The 22,547-nt window shown below is 37.8% G+C and carries 17 protein-coding genes; 9 read left to right on the top strand and 8 right to left on the bottom strand.

From position 1 onward, the window contains the following. Positions 1-4: 4 nt before the first annotated feature. Both nagB and J0871_RS04000 read left to right on the top strand, forming a co-directional pair. Complete coding sequence (gene nagB, locus J0871_RS04005; RefSeq protein WP_208223607.1) at positions 5-1,927, top strand: glucosamine-6-phosphate deaminase; 1,923 nt, start codon at positions 5-7, stop codon at positions 1,925-1,927. 4 nt (positions 1,928-1,931) lie between these two features. Next, complete coding sequence (locus J0871_RS04000) at positions 1,932-2,867, top strand: N-acetylmuramoyl-L-alanine amidase (protein WP_208223605.1); 936 nt, start codon at positions 1,932-1,934, stop codon at positions 2,865-2,867. A gap of 125 nt (positions 2,868-2,992) precedes the next feature. Here the strand turns inward: J0871_RS04000 and J0871_RS03995 are convergent, their stop codons facing one another. From J0871_RS03995 to J0871_RS03965, 7 genes are all read right to left on the bottom strand, one after another. Continuing rightward, positions 2,993-4,222: an NlpC/P60 family protein gene (locus J0871_RS03995; protein WP_208223603.1), complete on the bottom strand. Its 1,230-nt coding sequence runs from the start codon at positions 4,220-4,222 to the stop codon at positions 2,993-2,995. Between the two features lie 64 nt (positions 4,223-4,286). Then, on the bottom strand, positions 4,287-5,303 hold the full coding sequence (locus J0871_RS03990) for a dipeptide epimerase (RefSeq protein WP_208223601.1): 1,017 nt from the start codon (positions 5,301-5,303) through the stop codon (positions 4,287-4,289). 12 nt (positions 5,304-5,315) lie between these two features. Then, a complete protein-coding gene (locus J0871_RS03985; RefSeq protein WP_208223599.1) occupies positions 5,316-6,773 on the bottom strand; it encodes a sodium:solute symporter in 1,458 nt (485 codons plus the stop codon). A 98-nt stretch (positions 6,774-6,871) separates the two neighbouring features. Next, entirely contained in the window at positions 6,872-8,476 is a 1,605-nt protein-coding gene (locus J0871_RS03980; RefSeq protein ID WP_208223598.1) for a family 10 glycosylhydrolase, read from the bottom strand. A gap of 55 nt (positions 8,477-8,531) precedes the next feature. Then, complete coding sequence (gene murQ / locus J0871_RS03975; RefSeq protein ID WP_208223596.1) at positions 8,532-9,350, bottom strand: N-acetylmuramic acid 6-phosphate etherase; 819 nt, start codon at positions 9,348-9,350, stop codon at positions 8,532-8,534. 18 nt (positions 9,351-9,368) lie between these two features. Then, positions 9,369-10,943: a beta-N-acetylhexosaminidase gene (locus J0871_RS03970; RefSeq protein WP_208223594.1), complete on the bottom strand. Its 1,575-nt coding sequence runs from the start codon at positions 10,941-10,943 to the stop codon at positions 9,369-9,371. A gap of 82 nt (positions 10,944-11,025) precedes the next feature. Then, the gene (locus tag J0871_RS03965; RefSeq protein ID WP_208223593.1) at positions 11,026-12,291 is read right to left on the bottom strand and encodes a sugar MFS transporter; all 1,266 of its coding nucleotides are present in this window, start codon (positions 12,289-12,291) and stop codon (positions 11,026-11,028) included. Between the two features lie 319 nt (positions 12,292-12,610). Here J0871_RS03965 and lepA point away from each other — a divergent pair, with 319 nt between their 5' ends. The 4 genes from lepA to J0871_RS03945 all read left to right on the top strand — a co-directional run bounded on the left by lepA (position 12,611) and on the right by J0871_RS03945 (position 15,807). Continuing rightward, complete coding sequence (gene lepA, locus J0871_RS03960; RefSeq protein ID WP_208223591.1) at positions 12,611-14,407, top strand: translation elongation factor 4; 1,797 nt, start codon at positions 12,611-12,613, stop codon at positions 14,405-14,407. Between the two features lie 49 nt (positions 14,408-14,456). Beyond that, positions 14,457-14,657: an addiction module protein gene (locus J0871_RS03955; protein WP_075325387.1), complete on the top strand. Its 201-nt coding sequence runs from the start codon at positions 14,457-14,459 to the stop codon at positions 14,655-14,657. Then, entirely contained in the window at positions 14,657-14,959 is a 303-nt protein-coding gene (locus J0871_RS03950) for a type II toxin-antitoxin system RelE/ParE family toxin (RefSeq protein WP_208223581.1), read from the top strand. Before J0871_RS03955 ends, J0871_RS03950 begins: the two co-directional genes overlap by 1 nt. 86 nt (positions 14,960-15,045) lie before the next feature. Beyond that, positions 15,046-15,807, top strand: coding sequence for a YebC/PmpR family DNA-binding transcriptional regulator (locus J0871_RS03945; RefSeq protein WP_075325385.1), 762 nt, complete (start codon positions 15,046-15,048; stop codon positions 15,805-15,807). Here the strand turns inward: J0871_RS03945 and J0871_RS03940 are convergent, their stop codons facing one another. Continuing rightward, a complete protein-coding gene (locus tag J0871_RS03940; protein ID WP_075325384.1) occupies positions 15,808-17,724 on the bottom strand; it encodes a sodium:proton antiporter in 1,917 nt (638 codons plus the stop codon). Positions 17,725-18,028: 304 nt separating this feature from the next. On the opposite strand from J0871_RS03940, the gene J0871_RS03935 reads away from it, so the two are divergent. From J0871_RS03935 to J0871_RS03925, 3 genes are all read left to right on the top strand, one after another. Next, on the top strand, positions 18,029-19,816 hold the full coding sequence (locus J0871_RS03935; protein WP_208223579.1) for a cation:proton antiporter: 1,788 nt from the start codon (positions 18,029-18,031) through the stop codon (positions 19,814-19,816). Positions 19,817-19,919: 103 nt separating this feature from the next. Continuing rightward, positions 19,920-20,780 carry an MBL fold metallo-hydrolase gene (locus J0871_RS03930; RefSeq protein WP_208223577.1) on the top strand — a complete coding sequence of 287 codons (861 nt, stop codon included), beginning with the start codon at positions 19,920-19,922 and terminating at the stop codon, positions 20,778-20,780. A 57-nt stretch (positions 20,781-20,837) separates the two neighbouring features. Continuing rightward, complete coding sequence (locus J0871_RS03925; protein ID WP_208223575.1) at positions 20,838-22,511, top strand: S8 family peptidase; 1,674 nt, start codon at positions 20,838-20,840, stop codon at positions 22,509-22,511. Positions 22,512-22,547 lie beyond the last annotated feature (36 nt).

The raw sequence follows: 22,547 nt of genomic DNA, 5'->3' as shown, positions 1-22,547 counted from the left end.
AATTATGGCCAGATTAAATCTTTTAGAAGAAACACGTTTTGAAAAACTACCGGTAAAAGTTTATGAAGATGAACATATTGCCTCAAAAAAGGTAGCTAAACGAATTGCAGATCTTATTAGACGTAAACAAGACAAGCATGAAAATGCCGTGCTGGGCCTTGCTACAGGCGCCACCCCGGTAGAAGTTTACGAAGAGCTGATTAGAATGCATAAAGAAGAGAAGCTTAGCTTTAAAAACGTGATTACGTTTAACCTGGACGAATATTACCCCATGCAGCCTGATGCTAAACAGAGCTACGTGAAATTTATGGACGAAAACCTTTTTAACCATATAGATATAAAAAGGGAAAATATTCATATTCCAGATGGAACCCTGGCCAAAGAAGATATTACCGATTATTGTCTCGCTTATGAAAATCAAATAGGTGCTGTGGGAGGTTTAGATCTTCAATTACTGGGAATTGGTAGAACCGGTCACATTGGTTTTAACGAACCGGGTTCTGCTCCAAACTCAGGAACGCGTTTAGTAACATTAGACGATCTTACCCGAAGGGATGCTTCGCGAGATTTTGGTGGTAAAGAAAATGTGCCTACCAAAGCCATAACTATGGGAATTGGCACCATTTTTAAGGCAAAAGAGATTATTTTAATGGCCTGGAGCAAGAAAAAAGCTCCAATTATTAAAAAAGCGGTTGAAGGAGAAATGTCTGGAAATGTCCCAGCAACTTACCTTCAGCTTTCAGATAATGTAGAATTTATTTTAGATGAAGATGCGGCTTCAGAGTTAACAAGATTTAATACGCCGTGGTTAGTAAAAGACTGTTCCTGGAATAAAGCGCTTATTAAAAAAGCGGTAATCTGGCTTTCTTCCGAAGTAAAGAAACCAATCCTAAAACTTACTGACGAAGATTACAATAATAACGGAATGGCGCAACTTGCCACCGAGCAAGGCCCCGCCTACGATATTAATATAAATGTATTTAATCAGTTACAGCACAGTATAACCGGTTGGCCGGGAGGAAAACCCAATGCTGATGATACCCAGCGCCCAGAGCGCAAAAGCCCTGCAAAAAAACGTTCTATTATTTTCTCCCCACACCCAGATGATGATGTGATTTCTATGGGCGGAACTTTTATAAGACTGGTAGACCAGGGTCACGATGTTCACGTGGCTTACCAAACTTCAGGGAACACCGCTGTTTGGGATACCGATGTATTACGTTACGTAGAGTTTGCCATAGATTTTAAGAAAAGTACCGGGGAAGATACCGAAAAGCTGGAGGCTACTTACGAGAAAATGCGTGACTTTATCGATAAAAAAGAGCCTAACGAGATAGATTTAGATGAAATAAGAGATGTAAAAGCTTTTATTAGAAAATCTGAAGCGATTGCAGGTGCCCGTTATGCCGGCTTAAAAGATAAAAATATTCATTTTATGGCCCTACCTTTCTATGAGACCGGGAAAAAAGTGAAAAATCCTGTAACCGATAAGGATGTTGAACTTACCATGGAATTATTGAAAGAGGTAAAACCTCATCAAATATTTGCCGCCGGCGATTTTGCCGATCCTCATGGAACTCATATTGTATGTTTCAGAATTATCCTGGAAGCTATGAAAAGGCTTAGAAAAACTGAATCCTGGACCAAAGACTGCTGGTTATGGATGTATCGTGGCGCATGGCAGGAATTTGAAGTGCACGAAATTGAAATGGCCGTACCGCTTTCTCCCAAAGAAGTACAACGCAAAAGAGACGCTATTTTCCAACACCAGTCGCAAAAAGACAGGCCGGTATTCCCTGGCGATGATGAACGGGAATTCTGGGTAAGAGCAGAAGAAAGAAATCGCGAAACAGCCGAAAGTTATGATAAACTGGGATTAGCGAATTACGAAGCAATGGAAGCTTTTGTAAAATGGAAATTCGAATAGATCAATGAAAAAATTAATTCCTGTTTTTTATTTAATAATGGCTATGGCTATTATTTCCTGCGGAAGTAACCCTTACACAAAAACCAATCGTTTACATAAAAAACAGGCAATGGCTTACAGTAAACAGTTACAGCAGTTCCCCACCCCCGAAAACCAGAAAGAATCCGCACTCAATTATGGTGACTACTGGGTGGGAACTACTAATTTTAACCTGAGAAAACCCAATTATGTTGTAATTCACCATACCGCTCAGGACTCTGTTGGCCAAACATTAACCACTTTCACCCTTCCCAGAACCCAGGTAAGTTCACATTATGTAATTGCCAAAAACGGTGAAATTTTTCATATGCTGAATGATTACTACCGCGCCTGGCACGGTGGAATTGGGAAATGGGGAAATAATACCGATTTAAATTCAACTTCCCTGGGGATTGAAATTGATAATAATGGGAAAGAAGAATTTACCGACCTTCAAATAAATAGTTTAATTGAATTGCTTAAGGAAATTAAGGAAAAATACAGTATTCCTGCAGAAAATTTTATTGGCCATTCCGATATTGCACCCTCAAGAAAAGTAGACCCCAATGCTAATTTCCCCTGGAAACATTTAGCCGAAGAAGGTTTTGGGTTCTGGTATGATGAAGCTGAAGTAGAAAATTTAAAACTGGAAGCCGAATTTTTTAAACCGAATCCATTGGCGATTAACCTTAACAGCCGGCTTAATACCCGAATTCCTTTTATAGATAAATTAGTTTTCCCTGAAGTAATTCCCGCCGATTTTAATATTGAAAATGCATTAAAGATTATAGGTTTTAATACTTCAGAGCTGGAGGCCGCAAAAAGTGCTTTTAAACTTCATTTTATACAAAAAGATTTAGACCAGCCTTTTAGTAAGTACGATCTTAAAGTACTTTACCAGCTACATAAGAAGTATTTGTAAGAAAGTATTTCGTCAAACTGAACTAGATTTTAGTTCTAACATCCTATATCCTGAAACAAGTTCAGGATGACGATTTCATTAACACAAGCACAATCCCTTCTATTAATAGCACAGTTATCTATAAACTACATCTTCACTTCTTCAGCTTCTGAAGTAGTAAAAAGATCGGTGTTTTTAAGATAGATTAAACCTTTATCTTCTTTATTTAAAATTCGCTTGGTTCGTAAGTAACGATTGTAGTTATATTCATCAAAATCTTCGGCTTCGGTATCAAAATTACTAATATGCACCTCGCCCATTGAATGAATAAACTTCTTGTCCCCAATCCACATTCCTACGTGAATTACGCGTTCTGAAGTAGAATCGGTTGCCGGTTTTCCAAAGAAAAGCAGGTCTCCTTTTTCAAGATTTTCAAAGTTCTTATCGGTATCCACAACATCACCGGTGTGAATTTGCTGGGAAGCATCCCGCGGAATTATCATCCCGTTTAGGAAAAATATGGTTTTGGTGTAACCGCTGCAATCTACGCCTTTAGGAGAAGTACCACCCCATAAATAAGGTAATCCCATTAATTTATGCGCCGTAGCTACCAGGTCTTCTTTGTTCTGTTCCAGGGATGACACCCATTCTTTATATGGCTGCGCATAGGCTTTCTCTACAAAAGCTTTTTTACCATTTGGGTATTCTACCTTATAAAAGTTATTTTCCTCGCTTAGAAGCTCTAAAATATTCCCCGCCACCAGATCTGAAACTGTTTGAGAGTCTGAATTTGCTTCGGTATAAGAATTACCCGTAGGCTCGGTAAAAATTAATTTATCCTGAGATTTCCAATTAGCAAATTCTTCTTCAGTCATATTTTCAATTCCGCCGTAATCTACCCAGGCCAAATAGCCTTCCGGAGTTTGAACAAAATACCAACTCCCTTCTTTTTTGTAAACTTTAAGCGGCATTCCCAGGGTTGCCTGGGTTACCAATTGTGCCGAATGTTTTGGCTCATCCCTTAAATTTGCCACTGAAATCTTTACAACTCCACGAATTTTATCTTCCAAAGCTTCAGTATCTGGAAGTACCTGAATACTATCGGTAAACTTGATATTTTCTGACTCTAGCTTTTCTTTTAATGAATTTACCGCTTCAGGATCGTTAGATTCTCCTTTAAGAATATAAGTTTCTCCGTTTTTTTCAGCTGTAACTTCAAAGAGGGCTACCCGGCCATCTGGCGCGTAGGTTTTTTCTACTTCTTCTATTTGGTTTTGAAGCGGATTCTCCTCTTTTTTTTCTTCCTTCTCCTCGCAGGAAGCGAATAAGAAAAGTGTTAAGAGGAAGGGTAAATAAGATTTTGCAATTAGTTTCATTGGTAATTATTTTTACTTTTTAAGAAGCTTAGATTCTGAAACGAGTTCAGAATGACGTGATTTTCTAATTTTCGTATAGCTCAACCCCAGTGCCATTTCTTTCTGGGAAATGTACTTTTTCATCATAAACTTTTACACCATCGGCGATATCATTTTTAATTAAAAGTCCACCGTCCATATCTACATAATCCAAGAGCGGCAATAATTGTGCAATGGCTGAAATTCCAACCGTAGATTCAGTCATACAACCCACCATTACTTTTAAACCAAGTGATTTTCCTTTTAAAATCATTCTTTTCCCGGGCGTTATTCCGCCGCATTTGGTAAGCTTAATGTTTATTCCGTGAAAATAGCCTGCGCACTTTTCAACATCACTTTCTTCAATACAACTTTCATCGGCAATAAGTGGTAAAACCGATTCTTTATAAAGCCTTTCCATTCCCTCCCAATCATTTGCTTTTAAAGGCTGCTCTAAAAATTCAACATTCAATTCTTTTAAAATTTTCGCATTTTCTATAGCCTGATCTACCGTCCAGGCGGCATTAGCATCTACCCGAAAAATTGAATTTGTATGTTTTCGCAGTTCTTTTACAATAGCTACATCATCTTCGGTTCCGAGTTTGATTTTATAAAGCGGCCAGGGAAATTCTTTAATTTTCTGAACCATCTTTTCTACAGAATCTATCCCTATAGTATAGTTGGTAAGCGGAATATTCTTTAAATCCAGCCCCCATAATTGATAAAGTGGTTGCTGATTTCTTTTTCCGTGGAGATCATGCATCGCCATATCCAGTGCACAAAGCGCAAATGGATTCTCTTTTAAATGCGGATAAGTTAAATCCCATAGTTCTTCTGGTTCCAGGAGAATATTTTCAGCAATTAAGTCTTCAATCTTAAGAATATCGGCCTGCATTTTTTTAATCGTAACTCCGTAATAGGAAGTTGCCGTAGCTTCCCCATAACCCGTAAATCCGCGGTCGCTTAAGGAAACGATTAAAGTTGGCTGAACATCTCTGGAACCGTGACTTATGGTAAAGGTGTTTTTTAGTTCCAGGTTGTATGGATGAAATTTTAGCTCCATTTTCTTAGAATTTTAGTCAATAGAAACCTCATCGGTTTTAGCTCTGTATAGGGCGAAAAGTCCTAACATAGTAATTGCGGCGTTAACCAGCAAAATTTCAAAACCGAACTGATAGCCGTTTAACCAGGCTTCAGAATTGAAATCTAAAATTACTGAAATTACCGGTGATAAAATGCATACCACGGGTACCCATTTATCCCTAACCGGATTTTTACTCAACAAACCATAAACGAATAGACCCAGAAGTGGGCCATAGGTAAAGCCAGCGACTTTAAATACGGCGCTTACCACGCTGCTATCATTTAGCGAATTAAAGACTATAATTACAATGAACATTAAAATGGTAAACCCAATATGAACCAATAACCTGGTCTTTTTCTGATTTTTTTCTTTTTTCTGAATATCTAAAATATCCACACAAAATGAAGTGGTAAGTGCTGTTAATGCTGAATCTGCACTGGAAAATGCCGCGGCGGTAATTCCTAAGAGGAAAACAACACCGGCAAGAATTCCAAAGTGATTTAATGCCAGTAATGGATAAAGATCATCTGTTCTTTCGGGAATGGCGATTCCCTGGTCCATCGCGTATTTATAAAGCAGAACTCCCAGAGCTAAAAAAAGCACAGTAGAAAAGAAAAACACGATAGAAAACCAGAAAATATTCTTTTGTGCTTCGCCTTTACTTTTACAGGTTAAATTTTTCTGCATTACGTTTTGGTCAAGCCCATTCATCGCAATGGTAATAAATATTCCCGCCAGGAAACTCTTGAAAAACGCATTATTAGAGCGCCAATTCCAGTCGAAAATTGTAGATTTTTCACTGTTAGCAACGGTTGCGAATACATCGGTAAATTTAAGTCCCATATGGTCTACGATCATAAAAATACTGATCACCACAGCTAACAACAAGAAAGTAGTTTGCAGGGTATCTGTCCACACGATGGTTTTGATCCCTCCTCGAAACGTATATAACCAAATTAAAGCAATGGTGATCATTACCGTAACCCAAAACGGAATTCCAAAAGCATCAAAAAATGCAATTTGCAAGACTAAAGCCGCTAAAAATAATCGAAAAGAAGCACCTATTGTTTGGGAAATAAGGAAAAACGAAGCCCCGGCATAATAGGAATTCTGCCCGAAGCGATCTTTTAAATATTCATAAATAGAGATCAATTTCAATTTATAGAATAACGGAATTAAAACTAATGCAATCACCGCATATCCTACCATATTCCCCATCACGAATTGCAAATAAGTCCAGTTAGAGTTACCAACTTCCCCTGGAACAGAAATAAAAGTAACGCCAGAAAGGGTTGCGCCAACCATCCCATAGGCTACCAGGAACCAGGGCGATTGCCTGTTTGCAGTAAAAAAGGTATTGTTATCGGCTTGCTTGGAGGTAAAATGACTAATAGCCAGTAATAAAAGAAAATAACCGGCTATTACGCCAAAAACGAGAATAGGGCTCATATATGATTAATTTACTCGATAATCGAGATTTATTGTTCCGGGGCATGCCTCGAAATCTAAAATACTTTTCATTTTTTACATCGTGGGCTTGCCCCGAATTAATTTACTTTAATTTCTATAAACTCGCTCTGATTACCGGTACGATCTACCGCGGTAACTCCAATTTTTTGAAGTTTAGTTTTCTTCTCTCCTACTTCTTTCTGCAAATCCTGACTTCTTTTTTCGGAATTTAAAATTTTATAATCCCAGTTTCCGGTTTCGTATTTAAAGTATAGCACCCATTTGTGAATATCCTCATCATTTTCAACGCCCCAGGTCATTTCAATCTTATCAAGATTTTCATTCACCGTGACATTTGGAATTTCCGGTGGGGTGTTATCTAACCAGGGACTTGGTGGAACCAGGGTTTTCTTTCTGTAAGGTCCTTCTTTTATTGCTTTTGCCAATTCCTTATTTTTCAACAAGGGACCAATACTCCAATGCACGGCACCTTTACTCTGCGGAAGCATTCCGCGGGTAATCATAATTTGATTGATAACTTCGGTAATATGCATTTCATCACCTTCCCCACCAACATTCATTCCCGGCCATAAATGGCGTTGTTTGGTGTTTTCACTTTGCCACCACCCCAATAATTCCGGAAAACTCTGCCCAAGCTGACTTATTTTCCAGTACAATTGCGGGGTGTAGTAATCTATCCAACCTTCATTTAACCAAAGTTTAGCATCGGCATATAATTTATCATACTGGTCATACCCCTGAACAGATTCAGGATACCCCGGGCGCCAAATCCCAAAAGGACTTAATCCGAATTTTACATGAGGTTTTTCTGCTTTAATTTCCTCGTAAATCCTTTTAATAAAAACGTTTACGCTTTCTCTACGCCAATCGCCACGAGAAAGTTCACCCCCAGCAGCCTGATAGGCTCTCCAGCTCTTATCATCTGGAAAATCTTTACCATTATTATAAGAATCGTAGGGATAAAAATAGTCGTCAAAATGAATCCCGTCAACATCATAGCGCTTTACAATATCCATCACTACTGCTGAAGATCGATCTTGTGTTCCTTTTTGGGCGGGATCCATCCACCACATTCCATTTTCCAGTTCCACGACAAGACCAGGATTGGTTTTAATAACCGATTTTTCGCTGATTTCTTTTCCTGTGGTATGATGAGCGCGATAAGGATTTAACCAAACATGCAACTCTAAACCACGTTCATGAGCAGCATTTATCCAAAATTTAAGCGGATCGTAATAAGGATCAGGGGCTTTTCCCTGTTCTCCGGTAAGATAATAAGACCACGGCTCTATTTCACTGTCGTAAAGAGCATCGGCCTGCGGACGTACCTGGAATACTACTGCATTAAAATTATGTTCTTCTAAAAAATCGAGCAATTCCAGCGCTTCTTGCTGTTGTGCTGAAGTTGAAAGACCGGGTTTGCTGGGCCAGTTGATATTGGCAACGGTGGCCACCCAGGCTGCCCGGAATTCTTCAATATTTTTTGGAGTATTTGGATCCCATTTTACCTCATCTTCTTCTGGAGTTGCTGGAGCTTCAATTTCCTCTGGGATTTCTTCAACAACTTCTTCAGATTCAGGTTTTTCCTGGGGTTGGGGTTGGGGTTGTGGGGCATCTTTTGTTGTTTTACAGGAAAAGAAAAACATAAATAGCACAAGGAGGGAAAGAATTGATTTTTTCATCGTGTAGAGTTTGAATAATTAACGGAAGATGCAAGCTTAAATTGAATATACAAAATTAAGCTTTTCGATAAGCTAAAACAGCCTCCCGAACACTTCCGTATTTCTGAAGCAAGCGAGCAGCTTCATTTTCTTCAACATTTAATTCTTCCATAATCATTCGGGTACCGCGGCCAACTAATTTTTTATTAGAAAGTTGCATATCTACCATTTTGTTACCTTTTACGCGGCCCAATTTTATCATTACCGAGGTAGAAATCATATTTAAAACCAACTTTTGAGCGGTTCCGGCTTTCATTCTTGTGCTTCCTGTTACAAATTCGGGCCCGGTAACTACTTCAATAGGAAATTCACTGGCGTCTGCTAACGGACTACCGGAACTACAGGTAACGCAACCGGTAATAATTCCTTTCTTTCTGGCTTCTTTAATTCCGCCTATTACATAAGGGGTGGTTCCAGATGCAGCAATTCCCACCAATACATCTTTTTCAGAGATTTGATATTCCTGAAGATCTTTCCAGGCCTGTTCGGTGTCGTCTTCAGCATTCTCCACTGCATTTCTAAGCGCGGTATCACCACCGGCAATTAAACCGATAACCATTTGATCTGAAACTCCAAAAGTTGGTGGACATTCTGATGCATCTAAGACTCCCAGCCTACCACTCGTGCCGGCACCAATATAAAAAAGTCTGCCGCCCACTTCCATTTTTAAAACTATCTCATCTACCAGTTTTTCTATTGCCGGAATTTGTTTTTCAACACTTTGGGGTACCGTTTTATCTTCCTTATTTATATTACTTAAAAGATCTGCAGTACTCATTTTCTCCAAATCGTTATAATTTGAAGTCTTTTCTGTATCGGGATTATTATTTTCCATTTTAAATTCAGTTAAAAATTACCACCTGGATTCCGGCATATATTCCGAAAAAACACCTTTATTTCTATCGCTGTTCCATTCTACCTCTGGAGTTCTAAAGTAATGCACATCCATAAGGTCCAGTCGCAATCCATGTTCACCTAATCTTTTTATAAAATTTTTGTAATCTTTATTTTCATCTTCACTCCAACCCACTTCTGCCATCGCAATTGTTCGCGGCCAAAACCTATCATCGGCAGCTTCATTAGAAAGTACTTTTTCGGTCCAAACCGGCGCTTCTACTCCTATAGTATTCGGATTTTCTGCTTTAAAAGTATAAGCATCCTTCAAAGAAACTCCTCTTTCCTGGCACCAGTTGTTTGTAAACTCCTGTCCGGGAATATTAGCATGATCAAAATAAAAACTTGAACAAAGGGACTCAATAACGCGTGTGTTCACTACACTTTCGGTATTCCAGTTCCAACGTTGATTAATAAAAGTGCTATCTACTTCAGCCTGGGTTACTTCTTCCCAGCCAATAGTAGTTTTTCCCAGCCCGCGAACAATAGAGTCTGCTTTTACAACAAATTCTTTGTATCGTTCATCTTTAATTTCATCTCCTCCAATATGTAAATAATCGCCGGTGGTTATTTTAGCCATTTCTCCTAAAACCGCTGCAACAAAATCGTAGATCTCTGGCTTATCCAGGCATAGTTTGCTCCAGCCTACTTTGTATTCATGAAAAAGTTGTGGCGGAGTTGCCAACCTGGGTTCAATATTTGCAAATTCGTCGCAATTTAATTCAGGATAAGCCATTAGTGCTGAATAAATATGGCCGGGCATATCAATTTCAGGGACAATTACAATATTTCTAGCAGCTGCATATTCCTGGATTTCTTTATATTCTTCCTGGGTTAAATATCCAGATCTACCGCCTTTAACGGCACCTTTACTTCCTAATTCAGTTAATTTAGGTTTTTGTTTTATTTCTATACGCCAACCCTGGTCATCGGTTAGGTGCAAATGAAGTCGGTTTAATTTATAAAAAGCCATTCTGTCTAGATGCTTTTTAATATAATCTGGGCCAAAAAAACTACGGGCAATATCCAGCATGGAACCACGCCACTCATATTTTGGACTGTCGGAAATACTACCCTGCGGAAGTTTAATTTCTTCTGAAACTTTTTTATTTTCAATTTCAGCCGGGAACATTTGTCTTATGGTTTGAATTCCATAGAAAAGTCCTGCCTCTGAAGCTGCTTTTAAACTAACCACACTGGAAGCTATATCTAAATTATAACCTTCTTTCCCCAGGGTTTCTTCTAGATTTGGATCAAGATTAAGGCTAAAACCGTTACAGTTTTCGCCTTTCATAGTATAACTTTGCGTGTAAGTATTTTTCAACAATCGCTGCAGCCAGGCAGCCGATGCTTCGGCACCGGAATTAAAACAAACCACTGTTCTTTCCTGGAGTGTAAAGAAACCTTCTTTCCACTCAATTTCTGCCGGCTGCGGAATGATTGCCGGTTTTTCAGTTTGGGATTCTTGTGCGGATAAACCCCACTGAAATAACACTAAAAAAACTAAACTAACACTTAACTTTAAACTTTTCATTATAACAATATTTTACTCGATAATCGAAATTTATAAACTTCAGGACCAACCCAGAAATTAGAGATTATTTCTCCGAGGTCGTTTACTTTATTTTATGCCCTTTTGCAGCAAAAAACCAGATATAAAGGTAACTTGGGATTACTATCCAGTAAGCCGATTGCGGATCAAAAGTATCTGCCAGGTAACCATAAATTAGCGGTAAAATAGCTCCACCGGCAAGGGCCATAATTAAAAATGAAGATCCCATTTTAGTAAATCTCCCCAGGCCGTGAAGTGCTAAAGGCCAGATAGCCGGAAATACCAAAGCATTTGCTAAACCTAAAAGGGAAATACAAAGCACTGAAATATACCCATCTGTAAAAATTGCAGCTAACCCGAGTAAAATTCCAAGTATACCTGAAATTTGCAAGGCTTTCTGCTGACTTATATATTTTGGAATAGTTACCGTACCAATTAAGTAACCTACAATCATGGCAATTAAAGTATAAGTGGTAAAATACTTAGCCACATCTGTGGCAATATCATGCCCATCACGTGCATAACTTATTACAGTATCTCCTGCAATTACCTCTACTCCCACATACAGGAACATCGCCAGAGTTCCTAATAATAAATTTGGAAACTGAAGCACACTGGTCTTGCTCTTATTAGCAGCAGCAAGGGTATCATCTTCTCCATCGGTTTCAATTTCAGGCAATGCTGAATAATAAATAAGCACCGATAATCCTACCAAAATTACAGCCATAATTATATATGGTGTAATCACGAGTGAAGCGAGTTCATCTAATTCAGCAGCTTTTGCGGCGGCACCCATTCCTTCAAGCCTTGCTTCTACCGCGTCCATATTTTTCAGCAAAATTGCACCGAAAATAATTGGAGCTAAGGCACCTGCAACTTTGTTACAAATTCCCATAATACTAATTCGCTTCGCTGCACTTTCAATTGGCCCCAGAATAGTGATATACGGGTTGGCGGCAGATTGGAGTAAAGCAAGCCCGGTTCCCTGAACAAACAATCCAAAAAGGAACATCGCGTAGGTTCTGGACATTGCAGCGGGAATAAAAATTAAAGCCCCTATGGCCATAACTATAAGTCCCAGGGACATTCCGTTTTTAAAACCTGTTTTCTTTAAAACCCAGGCTGATGGAATTGCCATTACAAAGTAAGAAATGTAAGATGCAAAAGCGACGAGGTAAGATTCAAAATTGTTTAACTGGCTGGCTGTTTTTAAAAAGGGAATAAGCACAGAGTTTAGCCAGGTAACAAAGCCAAAGATGAAAAATAACACTCCAATTATAACAATAGATCTACTGGTGTTGTTCTGGTTGGTTGCGGTTTCAGCTGCCATAGGTATTTATCTTATATAAGTTGAGAATTTATTTTGGGTTAAACTTAACGCCTTTTAGCAAAAATCTAACATAATTGTTTCTTACAAAAAAAAGAAACTTTTTTACAACCACTACACACTTAAGTAAGTTTTTTTATAATTAACTAAAAGATTAACCATTTTTTTATTTAAATGAATTATTCGAAAAGCGATAATTTCTAAAATCGGTTTTCCATATTCTTATTATCTATCTTTCTTTTTAGGACTATGAAATAAACTATATTTGTAAACTTAAATTTGTTGATTACCTTTTAAGGAATTCAATTATTAAAAATACCCGATGAAGCATATTAGAAACTTCTGTATAATCGCCCATATTGACCACGGAAAAAGTACCCTGGCAGACCGTTTACTGGACTTTACCGGTTCTGTAACCGATCGTGAAAAGCAGGAACAGCTCCTGGATAGTATGGATCTTGAACGCGAACGTGGCATTACCATTAAAAGTCACGCCATACAGATGGATTATGAATATGAAGGTGAAAAGTATGTTTTAAACCTAATTGACACACCGGGACACGTAGATTTTTCTTACGAAGTTTCCCGTTCTATCGCAGCTTGTGAAGGTGCATTATTAGTGGTTGATGCTGCTCAAAGTATCCAGGCACAAACCATTTCTAACCTTTATTTAGCCCTGGAAAACGACCTTGAGATAATTCCGGTACTTAACAAGGTAGATTTACCAAGTGCAAATCCAGAAGTGGTAAGCGATGATATTGTAGATCTTCTGGGGTGTGAATATGAAGATATTATTCCTGCAAGTGCAAAAACTGGATTGGGAATAGAGGAAATTCTAAAAGCGATTATAACCCGCGTTCCGGCACCAAGCGGGAAAGTAGATGCTCCTCTAAGAGCGCTTATTTTTGATTCGGTTTACAATCCATTTAGAGGTGTAGAAACCTATTTTAGAGTTATCAACGGATCGATTAAAAAAGGCCAGAATATTAAATTTGTAGCAACCCAGAAGAATTATTTCGCCGATGAAGTAGGAACTTTGCGTTTAAAGCAATTTCCGCGGCAGGAAATAAAAACGGGCGATGTAGGTTACCTTATCACAGGAATTAAAGATGCCCGCGAAGTAAAAGTTGGGGATACTATTACCGATGCTAAAAATCCTACTACCGAAGCTGTAGCAGGATTCGAAGATGTAAAACCTATGGTTTTTGCCGGTATTTATCCTGTAGATACAGAAGATTATGAAGAACTAAGAAGTTCTATGGAGAAACTTCAGCTTAATGACGCTTCCCTGGTATTTTTACCGGAAAGTTCTGCTGCATTAGGTTTTGGTTTCCGTTGTGGATTTTTAGGAATGTTACACCTGGAAATTATTCAGGAACGGTTAGAACGTGAATTTGATATGACGGTGATTACTACCGTCCCCAACGTATCTTACCACGCTTTTACAAATAAAAACCCAGATGAATTAATCCTGGTTAATAACCCATCTGATCTGCCGGAACCTTCGTCACTTAACCGTGTAGAAGAACCTTATATTAAAGCTACTATAATCACTAAAGCTGATTATGTAGGGAATGTAATGTCACTTTGTATTGAAAAAAGAGGTGAAATTACCAACCAAACATATCTTACTACAGAAAGGGTTGAACTTTCTTTTGATATGCCTTTAGCTGAAATTGTTTTCGACTTTTACGACAGGTTAAAAACTGTCTCCCGAGGTTATGCTTCCTTCGATTATTCGCCAATAGGAATGCGCCAGTCAAAACTGGTTAAAGTGGATGTTTTATTAAACGGAAATGTTGTAGATGCGCTCTCTGCCCTACTCCACGTGGATAATGCTTACGATATTGGTAAGAAAATGTGTGAAAAACTGAAGGAGTTAATCCCAAGGCAACAGTTTGATATTCCAATCCAGGCCGCAATTGGTGCAAAAATTATTGCCCGTGAAACCGTAAAAGCACTTAGAAAAGATGTTACCGCTAAATGTTACGGTGGAGATATTTCCCGTAAACGTAAACTTCTGGAAAAGCAGAAAAAAGGTAAAAAACGTATGCGCCAGGTAGGGAATGTAGAAATTCCCCAGGAAGCTTTTATGGCGGTTCTAAAGTTAAATGATTAGAAAATTAACTATAAGCTAATTTTGTATCTTTAGTTTAAAATAAAGGACTATGGATCTTGTTACCAGAAAATATAACTTAATTCAAGAGCTCACTAAGGTCAAAGATGAGCATGTTATAGAAGTTATTGAAAAAATTCTATGTCCAGAAATTACAACTTCTCAAAAAGAAGAACTGGATAAGAGAATTAAAAGTTTTGAAAAAAATCCCGAAAATCTTTCAGATTGGGATAGTTTTAAAGAAACCTGGTAATGGCTTTTTCGGTTAAATTCTTACCTGAGGTTAAAACCGATCTGGCAGAAGCCAAAAAATACTACTTTAAAAAAGGAGGAAATCTACTTTCAGAAGATTTTAAAGCAGAAATAAATTCTGAAATCGATCATATCCGCAAATTCCCAGAACATTATCAGGTTCAATACCAAAATCTAAGGCGAGCTTTGGTTACAAAATTTCCCTATGCAATTTTCTATCAAATTTCAGAAAATACATTAATTATTTTCGCAGTTCTTCATACAAGTCAGGAGTATAAAAAAGTTCACAAAAGAAATGATTAATTTCAAATCTTCCTGAGATCAGGGATGTTTTTCTGTTTTCTACATTTTCTTAATTTTGTAAGTCTACCATCTAAAAACTAAAAAAAATGGCCGGACATAGTAAATGGGCAAATATAAAACACCGCAAAGGTGCACAGGATAAGAAACGTGCAAAGCAGTTTACCCGAGCAATTAAAGAGATTAGTGTGGCTGTAAAAGAAGGTGGCGGACCCGATCCTGAAGCCAACCCGGCCCTGCGTAATGCCATTTCTAATGCCAAGGGTGTGAATATGCCCAAAGACACCATAGAACGCGCTATAAAGAAAGCCAGCGGCGCTGATGCCGATAATTATGAACTCGTAACCTTTGAAGGTTATGGACCCAACGGAATCGCGTTCTTTATTGAATGTACTACCGATAATACCAATAGAACTGTAGCTTCAGTTCGGTCTACTTTTTCTAAAAATGGTGGAAACTTAGGTACCAATGGTTCATTGGAATTCCTATTTGATAAAAAAGGAGTATTTACCATTGAACGGGAGAAAATAGAGATGAATCTCGAAGAATTTGAACTCGAACTTATTGAAGGTGGTGCTTCAAAAATTGAAAAGGAAGATGATTATATCACTATTTATACCGATTTTAATGATTTCGGCTTAATGGCTTCTAAATTAGAAGAATTGGAAATTGAAGTAAAATCTTCTGAAGTTCAAAGAATTCCTATGAATACTGTAGAATTACCTGTGGAAGACGCCAAAAAAATCCTGAACCTCGTTGAAAAATTTGAAGACGACGACGATGTTCAAAACGTTTATCACAACATGGAAATTACCGATAATTTAATGGAAGAAATGGAAAAAGAAGCTTAATTATTTTTCCTGCTCCTGTTCTTCTCTATCACCCTCTAAAGCGTCAACCGTTTCCTCTTCATCTATGGTTTCGTTGTAATCTTCTTCTCCTTTTTCTTCACGCTGAATTTTCTTTCCTAGGTAAACTAACTGAAATCCTTCCTCAATCTCCACATCTGAGCTGTGCGAAGGTATAATAGTTAACCCTCCCTTGTTATTTTTTACAAATAGCGGAATAATATCAGGATCGGTCTTAGAAATTTCAATTAAGCCTTCATAATGTTCCTTACTGTTAAGTACTAATTCATGGATCTTAGGATAACTTCTGGAAACTTCGGTTAGCTTTATATAATCATCGGTATGAGAAAATAAACCTTCAGCCGGGTTCTTCTCGGGATTATTCATTTCATCGGCAGTAATAACCCTAAACGACCCGTTTTCTCCAAACTGCTTTTTAAATTTTGTTATCGCCGTTTTATTAATATCACTGTTTCCTGTCATGGCCATTAAATAACCAATATCATTCAGTTCAACATTATTCATTAGATCATCTGAATAAACGCTGCCTTCAATGGCATCAATCCCCAAATCCCGGGCTTTCTTTACATTATCAGAATTATTATCCAGGAGCACTACGTGCCGCTCATTATCGTGTAAATATTTTCCTATTAATCTTGCTATAGATGAAGCTCCAATAATTAAAATTCCCTGTGAATCTTTTATAAAAACGCCCACCAAACGTGCAAAAAGCCTTGCTGTGGCTGCATTTAATAAAACCGAACAGAGGACGATCATAAAAACTAACGGAGTTATATATTCGGCGCCTGCAATACCTTCACGCGCCAATCGTAAGCCGAATAAAGAGGCAATACCGGCGGCTACAATACCACGAGGTCCAACCCAGCTAACAAATGCAATTTCATTAACTTTTAAACCTGAACCCAGAGAACTTAAAATTACTCCCAGGGGCCTAATTAGTAAAACCACCACTCCAAAAAGAATAAGCGAATTCCAGTTAAAAACCAGTAAAAGCTCTTCAATTTCAATATTTGCAGCTAATAAGATAAAGAGTATAGAAATTAATAAAACACTTAGTGACTCTTTAAAATACAGCAGTTCTTTTATATTGGGTAATTTTTGGTTTCCCATAACCATTCCCATAATAACCACAGCCAAAAGTCCGCTTTCGTGGGCAAATGTATCAGCTAATACAAAAACTCCCAGTACGGTTGCCAGGATAAAAACATTGAGTAAATAGTGCGGAATTATCTGCCTTTTTATTAAAAAAGCCAACAAGTGGGCGAAGGTGAACCCAAATGTAAATCCAAAAAGTAAAATCTTACCAAATTCAATTAACGCTGTTTGAGTAAAATCCTGTCCTCCTTCAACCCTAATAAATTCAAACATTAAAACCGAAATAAGCGCACCTATAGGATCAATTAGAATTCCTTCCCATTTTAGAATCGAAGAAACGTGTGATTTTAAAGGAATATTCCGAAGAATTGGGGAAATAACCGTAGGACCGGTTACAATAATTAAGGCTGAAAATAAAAAGGAAATTTGCCAGGAAAGATCAAATATAAAATGCGCGGCTAAACCTGCACCTAAAAAGGTGACCACTGACCCAACGCTGATAAGTTTTAAAATTACCGGACCAATATTACCAACTTCACTTCTTTTAAGAGTTAATCCTCCTTCAAAAAGAATAACTGAAATAGCAAGAGAAACGAAATAAAACAAACTTTCCCCAGGGAATAAGCCTTCAGAGCCATTCCAAATAGGTTCTACCCATTTGGTACCGTCTTCACTAATTAAAGTTGAAATAGGACCAACTAAAAGGCCAATTAAAATAAGTGGTAAAATTGCCGGGGTTTTAATCTTCCAGGCTAACCACTGGGCCAGGATTCCCAATATTACCAAACTTGCAAGTTCTAACATGCGTTAATTATTTGAGCTATAAATTGCTATTTACAAAAATAGGTTGATTTAATGGCAACTCTCTAAGGATTTCAGGCTTTTTACTGAATAATTGAGTTTTAAATGTTTCAATTCCTTCCTCAATCTTTCAATACTTCTTGCTTCAAATCAGATTATTTTTCTTTGAATATTTCTTAGACGTACTCCGTTTAGTTTAATTTCAGAATATCTAATAAATACGATTTATAGTCATTTAACATAAATAAATATCTGTAATTAGTGAAAATATTGATATTTTGTAGGTTCAACCACCAAAATATTCTTTATGGAAGAATTAAATATCCTTAGTCTCCTAATTATTTTATTCAGTGCATGGTTAGGGGGCTCTGCCGCAAAAAAATTAGGGTATCCCGCAATTCTGGGAGAGCTGATTATAGGAATTTTACTTGGTCCCGCCCTGTTGGGAATCATGGAAACTTCTGAAATGATTAACGTCTTGGCCGAAGTCGGTATTATTCTGCTTATGGTTTATATAGGGATGGAAATTAATTTCAGGGATCTTGGAAAAGCTTCCTGGCCCGGGCTTTTAGCCGCTATTGGTGGTTTTATCGTGCCTTTTGCCCTTGGTTATTATTCCATAATTTATTTTGGAGGGACCCAAATGGCAGCAATTTTTGTAGCAATTGCGGTAGCCGTCACCTCACTCGCAACTAAAAGTAGAATACTCGTAGATTTAAAACTTCTCAATACCCGAATTGCTTACGTTCTTATGGCCGGTGCCCTTATTTCTGATACGCTCGCACTGGTAATTTTCGCGGGAATTGTAAGTTATGTAGACGCCGGGAGTATTGATACTCTTGGCCTGGTTTGGGTTGCGGGGAAAGCAATCTTATTCTTTGTTTTTACCGCACTTGCAGGAATTTATTTATTGCCGCTATTGGGTAAATTTTTAATGAAGTCTAACTATACCAGTAGAACGCTTCATTTTACCTTAATTCTAATTATTGTACTGGGTTTTTCTGAATTAGCAGAAGTAGCTGGATTACATAGTATTCTTGGAGCTTTTATGGCCGGTTTGTTTATTCGTGACGGTGTTTTTAACAGGCAAATTTCAAAAGATATTAACCATATATTTCACGATATTTCTATAGGTTTTCTGGCGCCTATCTTCTTTGTTTCCGCAGGGTTTAATGTTACCCTTGAGGTCTTTCAAACCGATTTACTTATGCTTATAGTTGTAACAGTGGTTGCTATGGTAGGTAAAATCCTTGGTACTGCACTTTTTTACCTTCCCAGCGGTTATGGTTGGCGAGAAGGTATTGCCGTTGGGACCGGAATGAATGGGCGTGGCGCCGTAGAAATTATAATTGCAGGAATTGGTTTACAAATGGGCATTATTACAAGCGAAATTTTCTCTATACTCGTTTTTATGGCCATTTTCACCACCCTTACCGTCCCACTTTTCTTAACCTGGACTACAACCTGGCTAAGAAATAGAAACGAATTAGTACATCAGGAATCAAGATCAGGTTACATAATTTTAGGTGCCAATCCGCTTGGTTTGTATATGGCGAAACAACTTCAGCAAAAAGATGATGATGTGATTATTATAGATGCCAACCGCGAAATGGTTGCCGAAGCTAAAAAACAGGGCTTTAACAGTATGTACGGTAACATTTTAAAAGAAGAAACCCTGGAAGATGCCAAAGCCATAGAAAAAGGCACTTTTATAGGACTTACCGGTAATAGTGAAATAAACTTCCTGGCCGCACAACTGGCAGACGATGCTTTTTATATCCCAAATAAAATTGTTTTGGTTTCCCCTAGTGAAAGCGGCACCGATGTAGATATGCTTGATAAAATTAATGCTACTTCCCTGTTTGCCAATAAAACCGAATTAAAACCCTGGGCAGCAAAAATTAGCAATGGTAATTTTGAAGAAAAAACATACACGGTAGAAGAAGAAATTTCTACTCGGGAATGGGTAAAACAGCATAAAGACGATAAAAACTTTATTCTTCCATTTTTTATAGTTAATACTGAAGGAATTAAAAGACCTTTCCATTATAACGATACTATAGATGAAGGAGAAAAAATAATTTACCTGGAATAGCATTAATTTTAACCTCTTAAATTTTTGAAACATGCCTGCTAATAGAAATTTAGCAGCGCATGTTTTTTGCTTTTAGTAATTTGCAGAACCTAAACTGAATATTATGAAATTATACCCTATAGAATCTGGAAATTTTAAATTAGATGGTGGTGCTATGTTTGGTGTAGTCCCAAAAAGCCTGTGGAGCAGAACAAACCCAGCTGATTCTAATAATATGATAGATATGGCAGCCCGTTGCCTGCTTATAGAAAACGGTGATAAATTAAGTCTTATAGACACCGGAATGGGCGATAAACAAAGCGATAAATTCTTTGGTTTTTATTATCCCTGGGGTGAACATTCTTTAGATAAATCGCTTAAACAATACGGATTTCACCGAGATGATATTACCGATGTTTTCCTAACACACCTTCATTTTGACCACGTTGGAGGCGCCATAAAATGGAATAAAGACAAAACCGGGTATGAACCGGCTTTTAAAAATGCAAAATTCTGGAGTAATAAAGATCACTGGAAATGGGCAATAGAACCTAACGCCCGCGAAAAAGCTTCGTTTCTTCCTGAAAATATCCTCCCTATGGAAGAAAGCGGTCAGCTACATTTTTTAGATCGAACTGAGAACAAAAGTTTTATACAATCTCAGGAATTTGATTTTGGCGTGCTGTTTGTAGATGGACATACCGATAAACAAATGATTCCGCATATTCAATATAAAGACAAAACCCTTGTTTTCATGGCAGATTTATTGCCCACAGCCGGTCATATTCCTTTACCATACGTGATGGGGTTTGATACCCGGCCGTTACTAACTTTAACCGAAAAAGAGAAGTTTTTAAAACAAGCGGCAGATAAAGGTTATTATTTGTTCCTGGAGCACGATGCTCACAACGAAATTATCACTTTAAAAAACACCGAAGGAGTTAGGTTAGACAAAACCTTTACTTTTAATGAACTTTTTAATTAAGTTGAATTCTGTATAAAATCAATTAAATTTTCAGATAAATTAAATTCAATAGAATAAATGAAAATACCCTTTTTAAAACCAGCATTACTAATGGGAAGCGCCCTTGTTTTAGCTTCCTGCGGAAGCGGCTCCCCAAAAATTGTTTCTACCCCAATTGCGAATATAGATTCTATTCCGCTTAAAATTACAGATCTTACTGAGACTCAACTCCAGGGTTGGGGCGGGGCCGATCTTGTAAATGACACTATTCCGGGAATGAGCGTTGATAAAGCTTATTCAGAAATTATTAAAAACAACAAAGGTCAAAAAACTATCGTTGCTGTTATAGACAGCGGCGTTGATATTGAGCACGAAGATCTTGATGGTGTAATCTGGACTAATACCGATGAAATTCCCGGGAATGGAAAAGACGACGATAATAATGGCTATATAGACGATATGCACGGCTGGAACTTTCTTGGTGATGCCGTAGAAGAAAATATGGAATACACCCGTATTTATAAGCGTTTAAAACCAAAATACGAAGGTAAATCGGCTAGTTCTATAAGTACAGCAGATCGTGCCGAGTATATATACTACCAGGAAGCTAAAGAAGAATACGAGAAAGAATACGCTGAAACAGTACAGAACAAAAACCAGTACGAGCAAATTAAAAAGCAATTGGTAGCAGCCCACCAGGCTGTTTCTTCGCAACTTGGTAAAGAAGATTATACTAAAAAAGAGCTTAATGAAATGGAAGCTACCGGGCAATTGGCGCAGTATAAAGCCATGTTGCAGCAAATTCAAAATAATGTAAACGAAAATATTCCGGAAGCCTTAGATGAATTGGATGAAGGTATTGATTACTATGCCGGTCGTTTAGACACTCATTTTAACTTAGAATTAGATGGCCGCGCGCCGGTAGGTGACGATCCATATGATATTACCGATACAAACTATGGGAACGCCAATGTTATGGGACCTTCACAAGATAAAGAAGATCTTAAGCACGGTACCCACGTTGCGGGAATTATCGCTGCAGAAAGAAATAATAATATGGGTATTAACGGTGTAGCCAATAATGCTGAAATTATGGTTTTACGTGCCGTACCCGATGGTGATGAGTACGATAAGGATATTGCCCTGGCAATTCGTTATGCCGTAGATAATGGCGCAAAAGTGATTAATACTAGTTTCGGAAAATATTTTTCTCCCAATCCAGAGTGGGTTACAGAAGCCATTCAATATGCTGCAGAAAACGATGTTTTAATAGTAAATGCAGGAGGAAACGAAGGTCTTAATTTAGACGAAAACACCGTTTATCCCAACGATCAAACCCCTGAAGCACCTCAGGAAATTTCCGATAATTTCCTTACCGTTGGTGCTCTTAATTTTGATTATGGTTCTCAACTGGTAGCCGATTTTTCTAACTACGGAAAAACAAATATTGATGTTTTTGCTCCGGGAACTAAGATATGGTCTACAACGCCAAATAATGAATACGAATATTTACAGGGTACCTCTATGGCTTCACCAGCCGTGGCCGGGGTAGCCGCAATTATTCGTTCATTTTATCCAAAATTAAGCGCTGCGCAGGTTAAACAAATTATTATGGACAGTGGTTTAACCACTAATGCCAATGTAATTGTAGGTGGCGATAGAAGCAATACCAAAGATTTTAAAGAATTATCTACTTCAGGTAAAATGGTAAATCTTTACAATGCGCTTATTTTAGCCTCACAAACCAAATAGAATTCAAGTAAACTACCTCTGTGCAAGCCACGAGGC

It is taken from the genome of Salegentibacter sp. BDJ18, from assembly GCF_017579965.1.
Classification (GTDB): Bacteria; Bacteroidota; Bacteroidia; order Flavobacteriales; family Flavobacteriaceae; genus Salegentibacter.
The sequence above is the reverse complement of the archived record's forward strand: the minus strand, read 5'-3'. Positions and strand labels throughout refer to the sequence as shown.